Annotated in this window: 17 protein-coding genes; 11 read left to right on the forward strand and 6 right to left on the reverse strand. The window is 64.8% G+C overall.

Features of this window, described 5'->3' with window-relative positions; all coding sequences use genetic code 11:
• Positions 1-33: 33 nt before the first annotated feature.
• Positions 34-1,446: a CoA transferase gene (locus AB7290_RS31190; protein ID WP_085403871.1), complete on the reverse strand. Its 1,413-nt coding sequence runs from the start codon at positions 1,444-1,446 to the stop codon at positions 34-36.
• 113 nt (positions 1,447-1,559) lie between these two features.
• Here AB7290_RS31190 and AB7290_RS31195 point away from each other — a divergent pair, with 113 nt between their 5' ends.
• Together AB7290_RS31195 and AB7290_RS31200 are read left to right on the forward strand one after the other, a co-directional pair.
• Complete coding sequence (locus tag AB7290_RS31195; RefSeq protein WP_085403970.1) at positions 1,560-1,847, forward strand: hypothetical protein; 288 nt, start codon at positions 1,560-1,562, stop codon at positions 1,845-1,847.
• A 176-nt stretch (positions 1,848-2,023) separates the two neighbouring features.
• Entirely contained in the window at positions 2,024-2,794 is a 771-nt protein-coding gene (locus AB7290_RS31200; RefSeq protein ID WP_085403872.1) for an SDR family NAD(P)-dependent oxidoreductase, read from the forward strand.
• Positions 2,795-3,049: 255 nt separating this feature from the next.
• On the opposite strand, the gene AB7290_RS31205 is transcribed toward AB7290_RS31200, so the two are convergent.
• From AB7290_RS31205 to AB7290_RS31215, 3 genes are read right to left on the reverse strand one after another with little or no spacing between them, the layout of a single operon-like run.
• Positions 3,050-6,424 carry an error-prone DNA polymerase gene (locus AB7290_RS31205; protein ID WP_085403873.1) on the reverse strand — a complete coding sequence of 1,125 codons (3,375 nt, stop codon included), beginning with the start codon at positions 6,422-6,424 and terminating at the stop codon, positions 3,050-3,052.
• Positions 6,421-8,007 carry a Y-family DNA polymerase gene (locus AB7290_RS31210; protein ID WP_085403874.1) on the reverse strand — a complete coding sequence of 529 codons (1,587 nt, stop codon included), beginning with the start codon at positions 8,005-8,007 and terminating at the stop codon, positions 6,421-6,423. Before AB7290_RS31210 ends, AB7290_RS31205 begins: the two co-directional genes overlap by 4 nt.
• Positions 7,910-8,692, reverse strand: a complete 783-nt coding sequence (locus AB7290_RS31215; protein ID WP_085403875.1) for an ImuA family protein — start codon at positions 8,690-8,692, stop codon at positions 7,910-7,912. The genes AB7290_RS31210 and AB7290_RS31215 overlap by 98 nt, the downstream gene beginning before the upstream one ends.
• 163 nt (positions 8,693-8,855) lie before the next feature.
• On the opposite strand from AB7290_RS31215, the gene AB7290_RS31220 reads away from it, so the two are divergent.
• The 3 genes from AB7290_RS31220 to AB7290_RS31230 all read left to right on the forward strand — a co-directional run bounded on the left by AB7290_RS31220 (position 8,856) and on the right by AB7290_RS31230 (position 13,270).
• Positions 8,856-10,091 (forward strand): putative DNA modification/repair radical SAM protein, encoded by a 1,236-nt coding sequence (locus AB7290_RS31220; RefSeq protein ID WP_085403876.1) that lies wholly within the window; start codon positions 8,856-8,858, stop codon positions 10,089-10,091.
• Positions 10,091-11,533 (forward strand): UdgX family uracil-DNA binding protein, encoded by a 1,443-nt coding sequence (locus tag AB7290_RS31225; protein ID WP_085403877.1) that lies wholly within the window; start codon positions 10,091-10,093, stop codon positions 11,531-11,533. Before AB7290_RS31220 ends, AB7290_RS31225 begins: the two co-directional genes overlap by 1 nt.
• 108 nt (positions 11,534-11,641) lie before the next feature.
• Positions 11,642-13,270 carry an inorganic phosphate transporter gene (locus AB7290_RS31230; protein ID WP_028146969.1) on the forward strand — a complete coding sequence of 543 codons (1,629 nt, stop codon included), beginning with the start codon at positions 11,642-11,644 and terminating at the stop codon, positions 13,268-13,270.
• A 76-nt stretch (positions 13,271-13,346) separates the two neighbouring features.
• Here AB7290_RS31230 and AB7290_RS31235 read toward each other — a convergent pair whose 3' ends face one another.
• Positions 13,347-14,519 carry a M20 aminoacylase family protein gene (locus AB7290_RS31235; RefSeq protein ID WP_085403878.1) on the reverse strand — a complete coding sequence of 391 codons (1,173 nt, stop codon included), beginning with the start codon at positions 14,517-14,519 and terminating at the stop codon, positions 13,347-13,349.
• A gap of 211 nt (positions 14,520-14,730) precedes the next feature.
• Here AB7290_RS31235 and AB7290_RS31240 point away from each other — a divergent pair, with 211 nt between their 5' ends.
• The 6 genes from AB7290_RS31240 (at position 14,731) to AB7290_RS31265 (ending at position 20,266) form a co-directional block, all read left to right on the forward strand.
• Positions 14,731-16,350 (forward strand): GMC family oxidoreductase, encoded by a 1,620-nt coding sequence (locus AB7290_RS31240; RefSeq protein ID WP_085403879.1) that lies wholly within the window; start codon positions 14,731-14,733, stop codon positions 16,348-16,350.
• A gap of 12 nt (positions 16,351-16,362) precedes the next feature.
• The gene (locus tag AB7290_RS31245; RefSeq protein ID WP_441254229.1) at positions 16,363-17,244 is read left to right on the forward strand and encodes an alpha/beta fold hydrolase; all 882 of its coding nucleotides are present in this window, start codon (positions 16,363-16,365) and stop codon (positions 17,242-17,244) included.
• Between the two features lie 262 nt (positions 17,245-17,506).
• Positions 17,507-18,448 (forward strand): metallophosphoesterase family protein, encoded by a 942-nt coding sequence (locus AB7290_RS31250; RefSeq protein WP_085403881.1) that lies wholly within the window; start codon positions 17,507-17,509, stop codon positions 18,446-18,448.
• Between the two features lie 39 nt (positions 18,449-18,487).
• Positions 18,488-18,811, forward strand: a complete 324-nt coding sequence (locus AB7290_RS31255; protein ID WP_028146964.1) for a cupredoxin domain-containing protein — start codon at positions 18,488-18,490, stop codon at positions 18,809-18,811.
• 142 nt (positions 18,812-18,953) lie between these two features.
• Positions 18,954-19,502 carry a sigma-70 family RNA polymerase sigma factor gene (locus tag AB7290_RS31260; RefSeq protein ID WP_028146963.1) on the forward strand — a complete coding sequence of 183 codons (549 nt, stop codon included), beginning with the start codon at positions 18,954-18,956 and terminating at the stop codon, positions 19,500-19,502.
• Complete coding sequence (locus AB7290_RS31265) at positions 19,499-20,266, forward strand: anti-sigma factor family protein (RefSeq protein ID WP_085403883.1); 768 nt, start codon at positions 19,499-19,501, stop codon at positions 20,264-20,266. Before AB7290_RS31260 ends, AB7290_RS31265 begins: the two co-directional genes overlap by 4 nt.
• A gap of 95 nt (positions 20,267-20,361) precedes the next feature.
• Here the strand turns inward: AB7290_RS31265 and hpnO are convergent, their stop codons facing one another.
• A complete protein-coding gene (gene hpnO / locus AB7290_RS31270) occupies positions 20,362-21,753 on the reverse strand; it encodes an aminobacteriohopanetriol synthase HpnO (protein WP_028146959.1) in 1,392 nt (463 codons plus the stop codon).
• Positions 21,754-21,816 lie beyond the last annotated feature (63 nt).

A 21,816-nucleotide genomic window follows, 5' to 3' on the forward strand; every position in this document is an offset into this window, starting at 1 on the left:
TGCGTTAAAATATTGCATCGCGTCAGCTTCACGTCAGTTTCGCGCCGGCCATTGTGGCGGATGACTGCCGAGCGGCATCGCCGGGCGGCTCCATCGCGCCGGCGTGGTCGACAGCAGCGCGGAATGGCGCACCGCCTTCAACGTGCCGAAGCCAGATGGCATGGACTCGATGAATGCAGCATGTACGGCCTCGCCCGTAAGATCCGGGGTGTCCAGGCCGCCATCGAGCCGGCCGAGATTCCACAGCCAGCGTCCGGTCTGCGCCAGCGACACGCGCACGTGCCAGCTCCCGCCCTCGCGGGCCTGGCGTGCCTTGGCCATCATCGCGCCGAACGCCATCAGATAGCCGGTGGCATGGTCGAGCATCTGCGCCGGCAATTCCTTCGGACCGTCGATGCCCGCGGCCTGCCCCTCGGCGTGGTTGAAGCCCGTCGTGGTCTGCACCAGTGAATCAAAACCGCGCCGCTCCGCCCAGGGGCCGGCATGGCCATAGGCCGACAGCGTGACATAGACGATGCCGGGATTGATGTTCGCTGCATCCTCCGGCGCGAACCCGAGGGCTGCAAGCGCGCGCGGACGATAGCCTTGCGAGAAGATGTCGGCGCCCTTCAACAGCTCGCGCAACTGCGCCCTGCCCGCCTCGCTCTTCAACTCGACCAACGTGGTGAGCTTGCCGCGGCCGGTGTCGATGGTGAGCCAGGGAATGGCCGGCAGCTCCGGCCCCGAGACGAGCAGCACATCCGCGCCGTGCGCGGCGAGCGTGCGGCCGGCAACGGGGCCCGCGATGACGCGCGAGAGATCGAGCACGCGCAGGCCGGAAAGCGGACGATCGCCGTTCGACAATCCCTGCGGCCATGGCTTGGGTGGGGCCTCGCCGATCTTCTCGATCGAGACCAACGGCAGTTCGGCGAGCGCGCGCGCCTGCGGCAGCGCGGACCATTCGTCGTAGGAACGCATCAGGGCGACGACGCCGCCCGCGGCATAGGCCGCAGTTTCAAAATCCTCGCCCTTCCATTGCATCAACGCGGCCTGAACCTTGTCGCGCTCGGGCTCGCAGCCGAGCACGTTGCAGACGGCGTCGCGATGATGCGGGAAATTGGTGTGGCAGCGGACGAAGCGGTTGTCGCCGGTCTTGTAGACACCGGCGATGGCGTCCCAGGCTGGCGGCGGCGGCTTATCGTCGAGGCGCAAATAGCGCTCCGAACGGCATTCGGCGACGGCGTGGCGCATGTCGACGGAGACGTCCTGCGTCTCACCGCTGCGCAGTCTCCGGATTTCGGCGGCGGCAAGACCGGCGGCTGCGATCGTCGTCTGTCCGGCGACGGCGACGCGAAACGAGGACGGAATTTGCGGCTCCTCGCCGGTCAGCCGCACGCGCTCGAGCGCGGCCTTGTCGCCGCCGATGGAGGTCCAGAGATCCCTAAGAATATCGGCGGGGCTTTGCATGACCGCTTCTCTCCCTTTCAGATTTGAGCATGATCTTTTCGTAAATCCGCTGCGCATTTTCCGGATCATGCTGTAGTTTTCGCGACCATGTCATGATCGCAGAAAGGAATGCAATGGCCGCCGTAGATCCCCTCACCGCAGGCGCCGTGTTCATCGCAACGGCGGCCACCGACGCAGTCTATGTCATGTTCACCTCGGCCGTGATCGCGCGCAAGCGCGTGCCGGCGGCGAACTGGAGCGCGGTCTGGTACCTGCTCTCCTCCTACGCCGTGATCAGCTACACCGAAAACCCGTTCTATGTCGCTTTCGCGGCGATCGGCTCGTGGGCCGGCGCCTACGTCTCGCTGACCTTCCTGCACCGCCCGCCCGGCGGCCCGCCGGTGGGGGCGGCACCGGAGTGAGAGGACCGCCTCTCCGCGTCGTCATTGCGAGGAGCCCTTGCGACGAAGCAATCCAGACTGTCTCTGCGGATGCATTCCTGGATTGCTTCGCTACGCTCGCAAGGACGAATTGGAGAGTTCAGCATGTCTCCTGAAACGGCTACACTCTTTGCACCAACAAAAAGGAAAACCAAACAATGGATCTCGGTCTCAAAGCAAAAAACGCCATCGTCCTCGGCGGCACGCGCGGCATCGGGCGGGCGATTGCGGCGACACTGGCCGGCGAAGGCGCCAACGTCGCGGTGTGCGCGCGCAACGCCGATCAGGTTGCGGCGACCGTCACTGAACTCAAGGCAAGCGGAATCCGTGCCAGCGGCGGACCGGTCGACGTCACCGACGGCGCGGCGCTGAAATCCTGGATCGAGACTGCTGCAAAGGAGCTCGGCGGCGTCGACCTGCTGTTCGCCAATGCCGGCGCGATGGCGCAGGGCCACGATGCGGCGTCCTGGGAACAGAACTTCCGGCTCGACGTGCTCGGCGCCGTGCATGCGTTCGACGCCGCGCGGCCGTTCCTCGAGGCCAGCGGCGAGAAAAGCGGCGATGCCGCCTTCGTCATCATCTCCTCGATCTCGGCGGCGCAGGCCGATCTCGCCAGCTCCTACGGCCCGATCAAGGCGGCGCTGATCCACATGGCCAAGGGATTGGCGCGGCAATACGCAAAGAAGAAGATCCGCGTCAACGTGGTGTCGCCCGGCACGGTCTATTTCAAGGGCGGCGTCTGGAACATGATCGAGCAGAACATGCCGGAGCGCTACAACGACGCGATGAAGCGCAACCCGACGGGCCGCATGGCAACGCCGCAGGAGATCGCAAGCGCGGCGGTGTTTCTGGCAAGCCCGGTGTCGGGGTTCACCACGGGCTCCAATCTCGTCGTGGACGGCGCGATCTCGAACCGGGTGAATTTTTAGAGCGGGCACTCTGTCATCGCCCGACTTGATCGGGCGATCCAGTATTCCAGAGACAGCGCGGCTAGAACCGAGAAGCCGCAGCGTACTGGATACCCCGCTTTCGCAGGGTATGACACCGAGAGTATGACACGGCCCGGCTCAACAAGCTCGTCATTGCGAGCGCAGCGAAGCAATCCAGAGTCTTTCCACGGGCGGCAGTCTGGATTGCTTCGCTGCGCTCGCAATGACGGTGTGGCAGCATTCTGCGTCACATCTTCAATGGAAATCCCGCGATGGCGGCAGGATGCGGACGTTGCGGGGGTGGCGGATTTTTTGCGCCGGCATATCCGCGTGGGCCCGGGGATCGTCGTTGAGGGGCTCGATCAGGTCGGCGCCTGCCGGCACCGGATGCTTGCGGCTCAGCGCGTCGTTGGCGAGGCCGACCAGATCGTGCGAGCGGTCGACCATGCGCTGGGCGATGAGATGCGTCACCTTTTCGGGGCTGCTCTGGATATAGCCCTCGACCAGGATGAGGCGTGCGCCCATCACTTCCTTGCGGTACTGCTCCATGATCTTGGGCCACACCACGACATTGGCGATGCCGGTCTCGTCCTCCAGCGTCATGAACACGACGCCGCTGGCGCTGCCCGGCCGCTGCCGCACCAGCACCACGCCGGCGCAGCGGACGCGGCGCCGCTCGTTCTCATGGCTGATGTCCCTGCAGGCCACGACACGCTCGCGCGAAAACATCTCGCGCAAAAACTCCATCGGATGGCCCTTCAGCGATAACCGGATAGTCTGGTAGTCCGCGACCACCTGCTCGGCCAGCGGCATCTCCGGCAACGGTTTTGCATGCTCGTCCGGCTGCTCGCGCGCGGTCGCGGCCTCGAACAGCGGCAGCGGCACGTCGTCGGGCAGCCGCCGCACCTGCCACAGCGCCTCGCGGCGGTCGAGGCCGAGCGAGCGGAAGGCGTCGGCATCCGCGAGCAGGATCAGCGCACGCTTGGGCAGGCCGGTGTCGCGGGCGAAGTCTTCGAGCGAGGTGAACCGCTGGCGGTCGCGAGCCTTGATAATGCGGTCGGCCCAGTCTTCCTGAGTGACATAGACCTTGCCCTGCCGCTCAGCCTGCTGCCTCTTAAGCTCCTCCTCATCCGGATCGAGCCAGTGGAAGCCGTCGATCTGGCGAAAACCCAGACGCACGGCGCAATATCCGTCGTCCATATTCTCCAGCGTATTCTGCGCAAAACTGCAGGACACGTCGATGTCGCGCACCTCGACGCCATTCTTGCGGGCGTCGCCGACGATCTGCGCGGGCGCGTAAAAGCCCATGGGCTGCGAGTTCAACAGGCCGCAACAGAACACATCGGGGTGATGATATTTCAGCCATGACGAGATGTAGACGAGCTGAGCAAAGCTCGCGGCATGGCTCTCTGGAAAACCGTAGGAGCCAAAGCCCTTGATCTGGTCAAAGCAGCTTCTGGCGAAGTTGGGATCGTAGCCGCGCGCGACCATGTTGCCGATCAGCTTCTCCTCGTACTGGCCGATGGTGCCGACATTGCGGAAGGTCGCCATCGAGCGGCGCAGGCCGTTAGCCTCCTCGGAGGTGAATTTTGCCGCCTCGATCGCGATGCGCATGGCTTGCTCCTGGAACAAGGGCACGCCTTTCGTCTTGTGCAGCACCTTGTAGAGTTCGTCCGCGGGACCGTGTTCGGGTGATGGCGAGGGATAACTCACCTTTTCCTGGCCGTTCCGCCGTCGCAGATACGGATGCACCATGTCGCCCTGGATCGGTCCGGGCCGCACGATCGCGACTTCGATGACAAGGTCGTAGAAGGTCCGCGGCTTCAACCGCGGCAACATGTTCATCTGGGCGCGGCTCTCGACCTGGAACACGCCGAGGGATTCCCCAGCACACAGCATGTCGTAAACCTTGGGATCGTCCTGAGGGACACTCGCCAGAACCCAGCGCTTGCCCTTGTGGTGGTCGATCAAATCAAAACATTTCCGGATGCAGGTCAGCATGCCCAGCGCGAGCACGTCGACCTTCATCATGTTGAGCGCGTCGACGTCGTCCTTGTCCCACTCGATGAAGGTGCGTTCGTCCATCGCGGCGTTGCCGATCGGCACATAGGTGTCGAGCCGGTCCTGGGTGAGCACATAGCCGCCGACATGCTGGGAGAGATGACGCGGGAATTCGATCAGCTCGGTCGCAAGCTCGACCGCGAGGTTGATCATGGGATTGCTGGGATCGAGCCCGGCCTGCCTGACCTGCATGTCGTTGAGGCCCTTGCCCCAGCTTCCCCAGACGGTGTCGGCGAGCGCGGCGGTGACGTCCTCGGTCAGGCCCAGCGCCTTGCCGACGTCGCGAATGGCGCTGCGTGGACGGTAATGGATCACGGTGGCGATGATCGCGGCGCGGTGGCGGCCGTAGCGGCGATAGACATATTGCATCACCTCCTCGCGCCGCGAATGCTCGAAATCGACGTCGATGTCAGGCGGCTCCAGCCGCTCCTTGGAGATGAAGCGCTCGAACAGGAGATCGACGCTGGTCGGATTGACCGAGGTGATGCCGAGCACGTAGCAGACCGCTGAGTTCGCCGCCGATCCCCGCCCCTGGCACAGGATGTTCTGGCTGCGCGCATAATGTACGATGTCGTGCACGGTGAGGAAGTAGTGCGCGTATTTCAGCTCGGCGATCAGCGCGAGCTCTTTCTTCAGGGTCGTGCGCAGCTTGTCATCGATCTTGCCGCCGAAATATTTGTCGACGCCGGCCCAGGTCAGATCCTCCAGATGCTCTTGCGCGGTCTTGCCCCGCGGCACCGGTTCGTCCGGATACTGGTATTTGAGCTGGTCGAGCGTGAAATCGATCTTGCCCGCAAAGCGCATGGTCTCCGCGATCGCCTCGGGAAAATCGCGGAACAGCCGCGACATTTCGCGTGGCGTCTTCAGGAAGCGCTCGGCGTTGGCTTCGAGCTTCCTTCCGACCGCCTCGATCGTGGTTTTTTCCCGGATGCAGGTGAGCACGTCCTGGAGCGGACGGCGGCCGGGATCGTGATAGAGCACCTCGTTGGTCGCGAGCAGCGGCACGTTTGCTTTGGCGGCGAGATCATCGAGCCGCGCCAGGCGGCGGCGGTCGTCGCCGCGATAGACCAGGCTCGCCGCCAGCCACACGCCCTCGGCGCGGCTGTCCTTAAGCTTGGCGAGAACATCCAGCGCCTGCGCGGGCTCGAAGCGATGCGGCAGCGTCAGGATCAGGAGCTGGCCCTCGGAAAACTCAAGAAGGTCGGCAAAAGAGAGATGGCATTCGCCCTTCTCGATCCGCGTGATGTCGTCGCCGCGCTTGCCTCTGGTGAGGAGCTGGCACAGCCGGCCATAGGCGGCGCGGTCGCGCGGATAGACAAAAATGTCGGGCGTGCCGTCGATGAAGACGATGCGCGCGCCGATCAGCAATTTCGGCTTGTGCAGCACCTTGTCATTGTCGAGCTCCTTGTAGGCGCGCACCACGCCGGCGAGCGTGTTGTGGTCGGCAATGCCGATCACGGGAATGCCGAGGATGCTCGCCTGATGCACATAGGCGCGCGGATCCGAGCCGCCGCGCAGGAAGGAGAAGTTGGTGGTGATGCCGATCTCGGCATAAGCGGGCGTGGTCATGCGAAGAGACCGTGCACATACCAGTTGGGGGGAATGGGTTTGCCTTCGTCGTCGAACACCTCTCCTTCGTAAAGACCGTCGCGAAAGATCCAGAAGCGCAGGCCTTCGGCATCCTCGATGCGGAAATAATCCCGCGTCAATTGCTTGCCGTCCTGCCGCCACCATTCCATCGCGATGCGCTCGGGCCCTTCCACCCGCACCACCGCATGCAGCGCACGCCGCCAGGTGAACTGATGCGGCGGGCCGTCCGGCACGGTCGCGAACGGCACCTTGATCGGCTCCGGTCTGTCGAACAGCCGCAGGGGGCGCAGCGGCGGCTCGCTCTCGGCGCGCGCCGGCCATTCGGCCTGCATGGCCACGGCGAGATGGTGCTGGGCAGGCGCGGCCAGCACCGCACATTCGGGGATATGGGTATCCTCAGGCAAATGCACGACGACGCGCTTTCCGCCGATGCGCGCGGCGATGCGGTCGATCAGCGCGGCGAGCTCGTCATTGTCATGGACATGGGCGTCGAGATCGCGCTGCTCCTGCACCACGATCTCGGTGCGGCTCGCCGACAGCCGCACCATGTCGAAACCAAAGCCGGGATCCAGCGGATCGGCGAGCGCATCGAGACGTTCGCGAAACAGCCGGTCGATGACTTTGCTTTGCGTCACCGGCCGCCCGGTCTCGACCATGATCGCGCGCACCACGCCGTCGGTACGAAAGAAGGCGGCTTCCAGGCGCCGCGCGCCCTTGCCCTGCTTCTCCATGGACGCGATCAGCGTGTCGGCGAGCCGCGACAGCGTCAGCGCGATCATGGTGTCGGTGGCGATCGGTTCGGCAAAGCGCTTCTCCACGATATAATCCGGCAGCGGTTTGCGCGGATTGATCGGGGCATCGCCATGCCCCTGCGCATGCGCGAGCAGCGTGGAGAACCGCGCGCCGAACCGCGCCGTGATCTCATGCGGCTCGCGCGAGGCGACATCGCCGATGGTTTTCAGGCCGGCGCGGCGCAGACCAGTGGTGATGGCCTCGCCCGCACCAAGCGCGGATACCGGCAGCCGGCTGATCGCCGCCGCCTCCCCGCCATCGGCGACGATGGTGCCGGAGGCCTGCCGCGTCAGCGTGCGCGCACAGACCGAGGTGCCGGCGATCGCCGCGCTGACGGCAAAACCCTGACGGGCGAGCGCGCGGACGAAGGTCTGCAACAACGCAGCCTCGCCGCCGAACAGATGCGCGCAGCCGGTGATGTCCAGAAACAGCCCGTACGGCGGATCGAGCGCCACCAGCGGCGTGAAGCGGTCGCACCAGTCGGCGACGTCGCTGAGCGTCTTCGCATCGGCCACGACATCGGCGTCGAACACTTTCAAGTCCGGACACATCGCCCGTGCATTGGCCAGGGGCTGGCCGATGTGCAAGCCGAGGCGCTCGGCGGCTTCGTCCAGCGCATGGATCACCAGCGCATTGTTGTCCTTGATGACAACGATGCTCGGATCATTGGTCTTACCCAGCGCGCCGAAGAACCGCTGAATCCGATCGATGGGCAGGCGCGGCAGCCACAGGCTGAGGATACGTCGACGGTTCAGAGAACTGGCACTCATCACATTTCCATTCCATGATCCACCGGCCGCACGGGCCATGACGATTGCGCAAGAGTTCGGCATCGAAGCGCGGCGCGCCCCAGGAGCTCCATGCCGGGCCCGGCGGCGAATGCGCCGCGCGCAACATCCACCGCGTCTCCGCGGTCGAGGGCAGCGGCTGCGCGGCCATCCGCAACATCAGGCCGGTGACACCGGAGCCTTGCGCGGCCAGTGTCAGCTTGCGGCTCGCCACGAGATCGAACTGCCGCGTCTCACCCCAGAGCTCGAGCACAACGGCGCCAAGCGCGTCGCAGGCGAGCGCATCGGCCGAGGTCCGCAACGCGCTCTCGACATCGGCGGCGCGCACCATCACCACGCGGCGCGGATCGAGACCGATCTCGGCAAGCCCGCTCATCGACAGCGCGCCGGTCTCGAGTTCCGAAAAATCCTGCCGCACCCACAGCAGCGGCCGGCGCCGCGAGACACGCCCCGCAAGCCCCATGACAAAACCCGTCGCGGCGGTTCCCTGCCGGCCCTCGCAAAACACCTCGTGGATCACCGCGCGCGCGAGCCCGCCCTTCAGCGCGCTGTCGACCTCGTCGTGGCCGAGCGCGACGCGATCGTGCTGATGCACGACCTCCGCCGTCTCGATGCGCTCGATCTGGCCGCGCAAGGTCGCAAGCGCGTTCATCCGTGCGCCGCTCATATACGCCGCTCCTTCAGAGGTGATTGCCGAGGTTCTCAAAAATAAGAACCTACGGCTGGCTCATTTGTTCATGATATGTTCTAATATAAAGCTAACAGCGGCCGGGGAGTCAATCGAATTGGTGCTCATCCGGATTCGTAAGCTGAATCAAAGGGATTCCACGATGGACGTACAACGCAAGCTGGAGATTCTGGCTGATGCCGCCAAATACGACGCGTCGTGCGCCTCCAGCGGCACCGAGAAGCGGGATTCCAGCGATGGCAAGGGCATGGGCTCGACCGCGCCGGGCATGGGCATCTGCCATTCCTACGCGCCGGACGGACGCTGCATCTCGCTGCTCAAAGTGCTCCTGACCAACGCCTGCAATTACGACTGCCTTTATTGCGTCAACCGCGCCTCCTCCAACGTGCCGCGTGCCCGCTTCACCATCGACGAAGTGGTCAAGCTCACGCTCGACTTCTACCGGCGCAATTACATCGAGGGCCTGTTTCTCTCCTCCGGCATCATCCGCAGCCCCGACTACACCATGGAGCAGGTGGTCAGCGTCGCGCGCAAACTGCGCGAGGAGCATCACTTCCGCGGCTACATCCATCTCAAGACCATTCCCGAGGCCGACGACGCGCTGATCGCGGAAGCCGGCAAATATGCAGATCGCCTCTCCATCAACATCGAGATGCCTGAGGAGACGAGCCTGCAGCAATACGCACCGGAAAAGGATGTGCGCGCGATCCGCCGCACCATGGGCCGGCTGCGGCTGAAGCTCGACGAGGCCGAGGAAAACCGCAGCACAAAGACGAAGGCCAGGCCGCAGCGCTTCGCGCCCGCCGGACAGAGCACACAGATGATCGTCGGCGCCGACGCGGCCTCTGATCACACCATCCTGCACACCAGCTCCAATCTCTATGGCTCCTACCGGCTGCGGCGCGTCTATTACTCCGCCTTCAGCCCGATCCCCGATGCCAGCCGCGCTTTGCCTCTGGTACAGCCGCCGCTGCTGCGCGAGCACCGGCTTTACCAGGCCGACTGGCTGATGCGGTTCTACGGTTTCGACGTTGCGGAGATCGTTGACGACAGCGCGATGCTGCCGCTCGACATCGATCCGAAGCTCGCCTGGGCGCTGCGCCATCGCGACCGCTTCCCGCTCGACGTCAACCGCGCCAGCCGCGAGGAGCTGTTGCGCGTGCCGGGCTTCGGCACCAAGGCGGTCGAACGCATCATCGCGACGCGGCGCACCACCACGATCCGCCTCTCCGATCTCGCGCGGCTGCATGTGCCCCGCAACAAGGCGCTGCCATTCATCGTCCTCAGCGATCACCGGCCCGCGCCGCATCGCCTCGACGAGGCGCGGCTGATCGAACGGTTCAAGCCGAAGGCAACACAATTGGGGTTTGGCTTCTGATGCAGTACATCACCCTCGACACCGAAACCGATTTCGACGGCTGGCGCAAAGCCGCGCGTAGCCTCGTGCTGCATCATGTGCAGCCAACCGATGTCACCTGGACCGTACAAGGCGGCGAAGCCGAGCTGTTTGCACCGCCCTCCCCGTCTCCGATATTTGAGGTGAACGACAGCACCTTTAACGTCTCGGCAAAATTCGTCGATCTCGCCAAGGCCGCGATCCTGCATCGCGACGGCGAGCGCTTTGCGATCCTCTATCGCCTGCTCTGGCGATTGAAGGACAATCACGATCTCATCGAGGTCGCGACCAATCCTGATGTCGCGCAAGTCACCGCCATGGCAAGAGCAGTCCATCGCGACGAGCACAAGATGCATGCCTTCGTGCGCTTCCGCGAGATCGGCCGCGAGCGCGCGGCGCATTACGTCGCCTGGTTCGAGCCGGAGCATTACATCGTCGAGCTTGCCGCGCCGTTCTTTGCCAAGCGCTTCGCCGACATGCCATGGTCGATCCTGACACCCGATCTGTGTGCGCATTGGGATGGCCACGCGCTCTCGTTCACGTCGGGCGTGAGCAAGAGCGAAGCACCCGGCGAAGACCGGCTCGAGGAAACCTGGCGGCGCTACTACGCCAGCATCTTCAACCCGGCGCGGCTGAAGGTGAAGGCGATGCAGACGGAGATGCCGAAGAAATACTGGAGGAACCTGCCCGAGGCGTCGATCATTAAGCCCTTGATCGAGGACGCCGAGCGCATGACCGGCGCCATGATCGCCAATGCCGCAACCGATCCGCACAAGCCCCAGAAGCGGCCGGAGGCTCCGATGCCACGCAAGCTGGCTGCCGACGATCTCGAAGCGCTCCGCGAGGAGGCCGCGCACTGCCGCGCCTGCCCGCTCTACAAGGACGCGACGCAGACCGTGTTCGGCGAGGGCCCGAAAGACGCGACCATCATGCTGGTCGGCGAGCAGCCCGGCGACAAGGAAGACCTCGCCGGCCACCCCTTCATCGGCCCGGCCGGCCAGATGCTCGACCGTGCGCTTCAGGAAGCCGGCGTCGACCGCAACAAGGTCTACGTCACCAACGCGGTCAAGCACTTCAAATTCGTGCCGCGCGGAAAGATCCGTCTGCACCAGAAGCCGGCGACGCCGGAGATCCGGGCGTGCCGGCAATGGTACGAGCGGGAAGTTTCGGCAATCCAGCCCGAGCTCATCGTGGCAATGGGCGCCACCGCCGCGCAGAGCGTGTTCGGCAAGATCACCCCGATCGGCAAGACCCGTGGCCGGCTCATAGATATGCCCGAGGGACGCAAGGCACTGGTGACGGTGCACCCGTCCTATCTGTTGCGGCTGCCTGATCCGGAAGCCAAAGTGCTGGAATATCAGCGCTTTGTCGAAGACCTGAAGATTGCCGCCAGTTTGCAGAAGAAAGCCCCACGCGCCGCCTAAATACTGGCGAATACTGGTGGGAAAGCGACTTTAGGACGCAGTTGTCATCCAGCCTTCAAATCCATCGCGGACAATAGCCCCTTCAAATTAGTTAAGGGGCGTCCAAAAATGACAGACGTTGCATTCGACCGTGCGGTAGGCGATCCGACGCCCGTCCAGCCGGCTTCCAGGCCAAATCTCGACAAGGGTTTTAACCCGCTCACGATGATCCTGTTCTTCGGCATCCTTGCCGCAGGCCTGCTGTTCGTTGCCTACAGCATCTATGTCGACGTCAACGCGACCGGCACGAAGGTGACGACCTTCCTGCCCTACATCCTCTTGTTCGTCGCGCTGCTGATCGCGCTCGGCTTCGAATTCGTCAACGGCTTCCACGACACCGCCAACGCGGTGGCGACCGTGATCTACACCCATTCGCTGCCGGCTGAATTCGCGGTGATGTGGTCGGGCTTCTTCAACTTCCTCGGCGTGCTGCTGTCCTCCGGCGCGGTCGCGTTCGGCATCGTCTCGCTGCTGCCGGTCGAGCTGATCCTCCAGGTCGGCTCCAGCGCCGGCTTCGCCATGGTGTTCGCACTCTTGATCGCCGCGATCATCTGGAACCTCGGTACCTGGTATTTCGGCCTGCCCGCCTCCTCCTCGCACACGCTGATCGGCTCGATCATCGGCGTCGGCATCGCCAATGCCGTCATGCGCGGCCGCGACGGCACCTCGGGCGTCGACTGGAGCAAGGCCACCGAGATCGGCTACGCGCTGCTGCTGTCGCCGCTGTTCGGTTTCATCTGCGCCGCCGTGCTGCTGCTGCTGCTCAAGTTCATCGTGCGCAACCCTGCGCTCTATGCCGCGCCCGAAGGCAACAAGGCGCCGCCGCTCTGGATCCGCGGCCTGCTGATCGCAACCTGCACCGGCGTCAGCTTCGCCCACGGCTCGAACGACGGCCAGAAGGGCATGGGCCTGATCATGCTGATCCTGATCGGCACCGTGCCGACCGCTTACGCGCTCAACCGCGCGCTGCCGGAGAGCCAGGTCGCCCAGTTCCAGAAGGTCTCGGAGGCCGCCTCCAAGGTGATCGCGGCCAAGGGCGCCGGTCACTCGATCATCGGCGATCCTCGTCCTGCGGTGACGCAGTACATCACCTCGCACCACATCAGCGAAGGCACCTACCCCTCGCTGTCGGTGCTGGTGAAGGATGTCGGCGACCAGGTCGCGAAGTACGGCTCGCTCAACAAGGTACCGGCGGAAGTGGTCGGCAACACCCGTAACGACATGTACCTGACCTCGGAAGCGATCCGCTTCCTGATGAAGGACAAGGAAAACGACCTCAACAAGGAAGAGGTCGCGACCTTGAACGCCTACAAGGGCGGCCTCGATAGCGCCACGAAGTTCATCCCGACCTGGGTGAAGGTCGCCGTCGCCATCGCGCTCGGCCTCGGCACCATGGTCGGCTGGAAGCGCATCGTCGTCACCGTCGGTGAGAAGATCGGCAAGACCCATCTCACCTACGCACAGGGCGCCTCCGCCGAGCTGGTCGCCGCCGCCACGATCGGCGCCGCCGACGTGTTCGGCCTGCCGGTCTCGACCACCCACGTGCTGTCGTCGGGTGTCGCCGGCACCATGGCCGCGAACGGCTCGGGCCTGCAGATGGCGACCATCCGCAACCTGCTGATGGCCTGGGTGCTGACGCTGCCCTGCGCGATCGCGCTGTCGGCCACGCTGTATGTGATCTTCTCGCGGATCTTCTGAAGCCGATCACGCGCCTCAAAGACAAAGGGCCCGTGCGATGCACGGGCCCTTTTCGTTTGTGGTTCGGGGGGCGGCGTTAAGACGCCGCGAGCGATTCCTCGACCAGCTTGACCCAATAGGACGTGCCGAACACGATCGCCTCGTCGTTGAAATTGTAGGCTGGGTGATGCAGGCCGGCGCTGTCGCCGTTGCCGCAGAAGATGAACGCGCCGGGCCGCGCTTCCAGCATGTAGGCGAAATCCTCGCCGCCCATCAGCGGCGGCATCTCGTGCACATTGGCCTCGCCGGCAACGTTCCTGGCGATGCGCCGCGCCACCTCGGTCTCCGCAGCGTGGTTGTTCACGACAGGGTAGTTGCGCTTGTAGTGCAGGTCGATCTTGGCGCCGGTGATCTGCGCCACGCCCGCCACCACCTCGTGCACGCGCTTCTCGACCAGCTTGCGCACCTCCGGCGACAACGTGCGGATGGTGCCCCTCAGCGTTGCGGTCTGCGGAATGACGTTGCGGGCGTTGCCGGCGTGAAATTCGCAGATCGAGATCACGGCCGATTCCAGGGGATCGACGCTGCGGGCGACGATTGACTGCAGCGCGGTGATCACCTGCGCGCCGACCAGCACGGAATCGACGCATTTGTGCGGACGCGCGGCGTGGCCGCCGAGGCCCTCGATCATGATGTCGACCTCGTCGGTCGCCGCCATGATCGGGCCCGGCCGGATTGCGAACGAGCCGATCGGAATGCCCGGGCCGTTGTGCATGCCGTAGACCTGCTCGATGCCGAAACGCTCCATCAGGCCGTCCTTGACCATGGCCGCGCCGCCGGCGCCGCCTTCCTCGGCAGGCTGGAAGATTACGACAGCATCGCCGGCGAAGTTGCGGGTCTCGGCAAGGTAGCGGGCCGCACCGAGCAGCATCGCGGTGTGGCCGTCATGGCCACAGGCGTGCATCTTGCCCGGAGTCTTGGAGGCGTAAGGCAGGTTGGTCTGCTCGTCGACGGGCAGCGCGTCCATGTCGGCACGCATGCCGATCACCTTGAGCCCATCGCCGGCCGGCTTGCTGCCCTTGATCACGCCGACCACGCCGGTCTGCCCGAGGCCGGTCACGACCTCGTCGCAGCCGAACTCGCGCAGCCGGTCCGCAACGAATGCTGCGGTGCGGTGAACGTCGTACAGCAGCTCCGGATGCTGGTGGATGTCCCGGCGCCATGCCTGAATATCGGGTTGGAGGTCGGCGACTCGGTTCACGATGGGCATGGAGGGTCTCAAGCCTTGTTGGGAATACAGGACTGTCTACCATGCAAGCACCAGTCCACCTAACTCCCGTGGATCGAGGGTCCCCTGTGCTCTCGTCATGGCCGGGCCTGTCACCAGCTTGTCTTGGCCATCCACGTCTGACTATTAGGACGGAAAGCGCGTGGATGCCCGGGACGAGCCTGGGCATGACGCCTGTTTGGGTGGAAGCAGAATGCCGAGGCGGCTCGAAGGTGAGTTTGACTACATTGTCGTCGGGGCCGGCACGGCCGGCTGCATCATCGCCAACCGCCTCTCGGCCGTATCAGGGAATCGCGTCCTCATTCTCGAAGCCGGCGGCGACGACAACTGGATCTGGTTCCACATTCCGGTCGGCTATCTCTTCGCGATCGGCAATCCGCGTTCGGACTGGATGTTCAAGACCGAGGCCGAGCCCGGTCTCAATGGCCGCTCGCTGGCCTATCCCCGCGGCAAGGTGATCGGCGGCTCTTCGGCGATCAACGCCATGATCTCGATGCGCGGACAGGCCGCTGATTACGACCACTGGCGCCAGCTCGGCATGACCGGCTGGGGTTATGACGACGTGCTGCCGCTGTTCAAGAAACTCGAAGATCACTTCCTCGGCGCGAGCGAGCATCACGGCGCCGGCGGCGGCTGGCGCATCGAGGCGCCGCGGCTGTCATGGGCCGTTCTCGACGCCGTGGGCGACGCCGCCGAGGAGATGGGCATCAAGCGCATTCCGGATTTCAACACCGGCGACAACGAAGGCACCAGCTATTTCCACGTCAACCAGAAGCGCGGTCGGCGCTGGTCGTCCGCGCGCGGCTTCCTCAAGCCCGCACTGAACCGCCAAAATCTGCGGCTCGAGAAGAACGTGCTGGTCGATCGTCTCATCATCGAGCAGGGCCGCGCCGTCGGCGTACGCTTCATCCAGAATGGCGAGGTCATCGAGGCGCGCGCGAAGCGCGAGGTGATCCTCTCGGCAGGCTCCATCGGCTCAGTGCAGGTGCTGCATCGCTCCGGCATCGGTCCCGCCGACTGGCTGTCGCCGCTCGGCATCGACATCGTGATGGACAAGCCCGGCGTCGGCCGCAACCTTCAGGACCATCTCCAGCAGCGCGCGATCTACAAGGTCGAGGGTGTGCGCACGCTGAACGAGACCTACTACAATCTGTTCCGCCGTGGCCTGATGGGGCTCGACTACGCCTTCCGCCGCCGCGGACCGCTGACCATGGCGCCGTCGCAGCTCGGCATCTTCACCCGCTCCGACGCGACGCGCGCCCGCGCCAACATCCAGTTCCACGTGCAGCCGCTGTCGCTCGACAAGTTCGGCGATCCCCTGCACTGCTTCCCCGCGATCACCGTGAGCGCCTGCAATCTGCAGCCGACCTCGCGCGGCACGGTGCGGCTGCGCTCGGCGAGCTTGGACGAGAAGCCGATCATCGCGCCGAACTATCTGTCGACCGACGACGACCGCCAGGTCGGCGCCGACGCCATCCGGACCACGCGGCGACTGATGCGGCAGAAGGCGCTCGCGAAATATCGCCCGAGCGAATATCTGCCCGGTCCCACCGTCGGCGACGACGATGCCTCGCTCGCCAAGGCCGCCGGCGACATCGGCACCACCATCTTCCATCCCGTCGGCACCGCAAAGATGGGCGCGGCGAATGATCCGATGGCGGTGGTGGACGAGCGGCTGCGTTTCTACGGCCTGAGCGGCCTGCGCATTATCGACGCGTCGATCATGCCGACGATAACGTCAGGCAATACCAATACGCCGACAGCGATGATCGCCGAGAAGGGCGCGACGATGATTTTGGAGGACGCGAAGTAGCGTCCCGTCCCCATGATCAATCCACATCGCTTCTCCATTGGCCCCACTGACGCGCAGATCGCGATGCTGCAATGGGGCGAGAGCGGGAGGCCGCCCGCGCTGCTCGTGCACGGCACCGGTTTCGTCGCCGACGTCTGGGACGAGGTCGCGCGCGAGCTTGCATCGACCTGCACCGTTTACGCGCTCGACCGCCGCGGCCACGGCGCGAGCCACAAGCCCGATGCCTATCATTTCCTTGATTATGCCGAGGATGTCCGCCGGGTGATCGATGCGCTCGATCTGCGCGACGTCTACGGCATCGGCCACAGCGCCGGCGCGACCGATCTCCTGCTCGCGACGAAACTTCGGCCAGGACGCTTCACGCGCCTGTTCGTGATGGAGCCGACCGTGATGGACCCGCGCGCGGCGCGGCCCGGAGGCTTGAGCGAAGACTCGCTCACCCGCGTCCAGGGCACGCTGCGCCGGCGGGCCGAATTCGACAGTGCCGACACCGTGTTCGAGCGCTACCGCACAGCGCCGGCGTTTGCCGATTGGACCGAACCATCGCTGCGGGCCTATGTGCGCCACGGCTTCGTGCCGCTGGAGAATGGCCGGGTTCGGCTTTGCTGCACGCCCGAGATCGAATTCGCAATCCTGCGTCCGATCTACGAGGCGATGGAGCAGGTCTATGTCGGCGATGCCCGCGGCAATCCGTTTGTCTCGCTCACCGAGATCGACTGCCCGGTGCGCGTCACCACCGCCGCGAAGTCGGGGCCGATCTACAAGGAGATGGCGCGACGCGCCGTGTCGCTGATTCCGCGCGTCAGCACACTGGTCTTCGAGGGCGCCGGGCACTGCGTGGCGCAGGAAGTGCCGGAACGCGTGGTGGAGGCCGTGCGGGAATTCGCGAAATAAGTCTCGCGCCCCGGACGCGCTGCAGCGTGCAACGCTGCTCCGCAGAGCCCGGCCCAGACAATCCGAGCCGCGTGGGTCCCGGCTCTGCGGCGCACCGCCATAACGCGTCGAAGACGCGCGTGAACCCGCTCTTGGGCGCTGCACCGCGTCCGGGACACGAGACCCTACCACCTCACGAAAACGTCATCGCATCCGGGAATAAGTCTCCTCCGCCCCCAATCACCTCCCCGAAGCCCAATTCCGGGCGAAGTGGAGACGTGCGATGAGCGGACACGATCACGGGGACGGCGTCAGCCGCCGCAAGGTGCTGGAATGCATGACCTGGGCCGGCACCGGGGTGCTCTGGACCATCACGGGCGGCGTGCCGCGCTCGCTCGGCATCATCGATTCCGCGCAGGCCGCCACGGCAGCCGCGCCCGGCATGACCTTCCTCCAGATCAGCGACAGCCATGTCGGCTTCGACAAGCCGGCAAACCCCAACGCGCTCGGCACGCTGGAGGAGGCCATCAACAAGATCAACGCAATGCCGGCAAAACCCTCCTTCATGATCCACACCGGCGACATCACGCACCTGTCGAAGGCCGCCGAGTTCGACAATGCCGACCGCATCATCTCGCAGAGCAAGCTCGACGTGCACTACGTGCCTGGCGAGCATGACTTTCTCGACGAGGAGGTGAAATTCTATCGCGAGCGTTACGGCCGCGGCACCAAGGGTGCAGGCTGGTATTCGTTCGACGCCGGCGGCGTACACTTCATCGGCCTCGTCAACGTCGTCGACCTCAAGGGCGGCGGTCTCGGCAATCTCGGCGCCGAGCAACTCGCCTGGCTCGAGGACGATCTGCGCGGCAAGTCGAAATCGACACCGATCGTGCTGTTCGCGCATATCCCGCTCTGGACGGTCTATCCCGAATGGGGCTGGGGCACCGAGGACGGCGGTCGCGCGCTCGAATACGTCAAGGGCTTCGGCTCCGTCACCGTGCTGAACGGACATATCCATCAGGTGATGCAGAAGGTCGAGGGCAACGTCACTTTCCACACCGCGCGCTCGACTGCGTTCCCGCAGCCCGCGCCGGGGACCGCGCCCTCGCCCGGACCGATGAAGGTCGAGGACGCAAAGCTGCGCGGCATGCTCGGCGTCGCCAGCATCAACTTCAAGCAGAACGAGCAGCGGCTCGCGATCATCGACACGCCGCTGCAGGGTTGATCCAAGATTGAACGGAAAAAGGCTGAACGGAAGCTGACAATGAAAACACTCAATCGCCGCGACTTCGGTGTCGCCGTGGTCGCGGCCATCCTGTTGCCCGCAACGACGGCCCGTGCCGACGACATGGAAGTGCATATCGACAATTTCGTTTTCCAGCCGGCCGAGTTGAAGATCAAGCTCGGCACCACCGTGACCTGGACCAACCGGGACGACATCCCGCACACCGTGGTGTCGGCCGGCAAGTTCAGGTCCAAGGCCCTGGACACCGACGACAAGTTCTCGTTCACCTTCACCAATGCGGGCGACTACAAATATTTTTGTTCGTTGCACCCGCACATGACGGGGATGATCAAGGTTGAGTAACGTCTCAAACCAAGGCATCAACGTCTTGCCCGGCCGGTGGTCCCACGCCGGCCGGGCTCGTGTGCCTTCCGTCACACACGGAGACGAAACAAACAGGGACGAAACAACGCGACGCGCAGAACAAGAGGCAAAGCGAGGAGCGATGCCCGCCAACGACGATTTGCAGAAGGCGCAGCGCTTCCGTGAAGCCGCGCTGCCCTATCTCGACGACGTCTACACGCTCGCGCGCTATCTGCTGCGCGATGCCTCCGACGCCGAGGATGCGGTGCAGGAGTGCTATTTGCGCGCGCTGAAGCATTTTGACAGCTATCGCGGGCCGGCGATGAAGCCCTGGCTGTTCGCGATCCTGCGCAACGTCTGCAACGCAGAATACGCGCGGCGCGCGCACAGGCCCAGCGCGATCGAGGATACGCCCGGCGCCGCCGAGCAGACGCCGATCTGGCAGGAGAGCGAGGCGAGCCCCGAGACCGAGGTGCTGCGCAGCCGCGATGCCGGCGCCATCCGCAAGTTGATCGACGCGCTCGCCGAACCGTTCAAGGAAACATTCGTGCTGCGGGAGATCAACAACCTGTCCTATCGTGAAATCGCCGAGGCCGTCGGCGCCCCCGTCGGCACCGTGATGTCCCGCCTCGCCCGCGCCCGCGCCATGCTGCGCGCGGCCTGGACGGCGGAAGAGGAGCACTCGAGATGACCTGCGACGAAGCAAAAATCCTGCTTCACGCGCTGCTCGACAACGAGCTCGATGCCGGCCACGCGCGCGAGGTCGAAGCCCACATTGCCAGTTGCCCGGACTGCGCCGCGGAGTTTGCCGCACAACGCGAGATGCAGCGCGTGCTCGCCGACACCGATTTGCGCTATGCCGCGCCGGCTAGCCTGCGCGCCCGGATCGAAGCCGCGCTGCCGCAGCCGCAGCGCCGGCAACCGACCCGCCGCTCCGTGCTGCGCGGCTTTGCGATGGGCTCGGCCGTCTCCGCGCTCGCCGCCTCCGGCGTCGTCGCCGTGGTGCTGCGCCAGGACGACCAGCAGCGCATCCTGTCGGAGGTCGTCTCCGCGCATCTGCGCTCGCTTCAGGCCGGCCATCTCATCGACGTGGTCTCCACCGACCAGCACACCGTGAAGCCGTGGTTCAACGGCAAGCTCGACGTCGCCCCGCCCGTGATCGATCTCACCGCGCAAGGCTTCACGCTGGTCGGCGGCCGGCTCGACTATATCGACGCCCGCGCCATCGGCGCCGTCGTTTACAAGCGCCGGCAGCACGTGATCAATTTGTTCGTATCGCAGACATCGAACGCGGAATATCGCGCGCCGAAGACCGAGACCATGCAGGGCTTCAACTGCCGCCGCTGGGGCAATCGCGGCCTGAACTTCTGGGCCGTCAGCGATATCGGCGCCGACGAGCTCGCCGAATTCGTCGACAAGTTCGAGGCGGCGATGAAGGCGAATGTGGAGGGGTAGCTGGCGGAGCGAAGCAATCCAGCCCGCATCCGCAGAGGGATACTGGATTGCTTCGCTTCGCTCGCAATGACGACCGCTGAGATAGATCGGCGAATTTACGCCGACCGCCGCACCGCGTTGTCCACCAGCGTCTTGCCGAGCGACCAGATCGCGCCGGGGACCTTGTGGCTGCCGGCGATGACGTCGTCGAAGGCGCGCTCGATCCAGCCGCAATCTTCCTCGGTGATGGTGAGCGGCGGCAGCAGCTTGATGGTGTGGCTGCCGTGACCGGCGACTTGCGTGAGGATCTTGTGGTCCTTGAACAGCGGCACGGTGATGAGCTGGCAGAACAGGCCCTTGTTGGCAGCTTCCAGCACGTTCCAGGACGCCCGCAGCCGCAGCGACTTCGGCGGGCCGAACTCGACGCCGATCATCAGGCCCTTGCCGCGCACTTCCTTCATCAGCTCGTAGCCTGGCACCATGCGCGTCAGCGCGAGGCGCAGCTCGGCGCCGCGCTTGGCGGCGGACTCGATCAGCTTCTCGGACTCCATGACGTCGAGCGTCGCGATGCCCGCGGCCATCGCCAGATCGTTCTTGGAGAAGGTGGAGCCGTGCACCACGGCGCGGTCCATCTGGTTGAAGATCTTGTCGAAGATGCTCTTGCGCGTCAGCACGGCGCCGACCGGCACGTGGCCGCCGGACAGCGACTTCGACAGCAGCACCATGTCGGGCTCGACGTTCCAGTGCTCGACCGCCAGGAAGCGGCCGGTGCGGCCCATGCCGGTCTGGATCTCGTCGGCGACGAACAGCGTGCCGTATTTCTTGCAGAGCGCGGCAGCGCCCGGCAGGAACTCGTCGGTGGGCATGTTGACGCCCTTGCCCTGGATCGGCTCGACGACGAAGGCCGCAACCTCGCGCGAGGCCAGCGCCTTTTCGAGCGCGGCGAGGTCGTTGAACGGAATCGAGGTGCAGCCGGGCAGCAGCGGCTCGAAGCCGGTACGGAAGTTCGAATCACCCGTTAGCGACAGCGCGCCGTAGGTCAGGCCATGATAGCCGTGGGCGCAATAGACGATGCCGGGACGGCCGGTGGCGCCGCGGGCGAATTTGATCGCGGCTTCGACGCATTCGGCGCCGGAATTGGCGAAGAACGCCTTGTCGAGATAGGGGACGTATTTCAGCAGCCGCTCGGCGAGCACGCCGGCAAGCACCGAGACGTCGAACTGGACCAGATTGGGCAGGTCGGCATCGAGCACGCTCTTGAGCGCCTCGCGCATGACAGGGTGATTGCGCCCGATCGCGAACACGCCAAAGCCGGACAACAGGTCGAGATAGCGCGCCCCCTCGCGATCGTAGAGGTACTGCCCCTGCCCCTTCTGGAAGCCGACATCGTAGCCGATGGTCTTGAGAACCCGAACGAACTGCTCGTTCAGATACCGATTATGCAGGGTGCTGCGCTGGGCCTGACGGTCCGCGAATAGCTGAGACATGTCTGGATTTGGGCTGTGCATCCGCTACATACTTCGCTTGAGGGCCGGCTCGTCAACTGAAAAGGGACCGTTACCGAAAACGGT

Origin of the sequence: Bradyrhizobium sp. 613_E4_N2_2, from assembly GCF_052075995.1 — a bacterium.
GTDB lineage: Bacteria > Pseudomonadota > Alphaproteobacteria > Rhizobiales > Xanthobacteraceae > Bradyrhizobium > Bradyrhizobium barranii.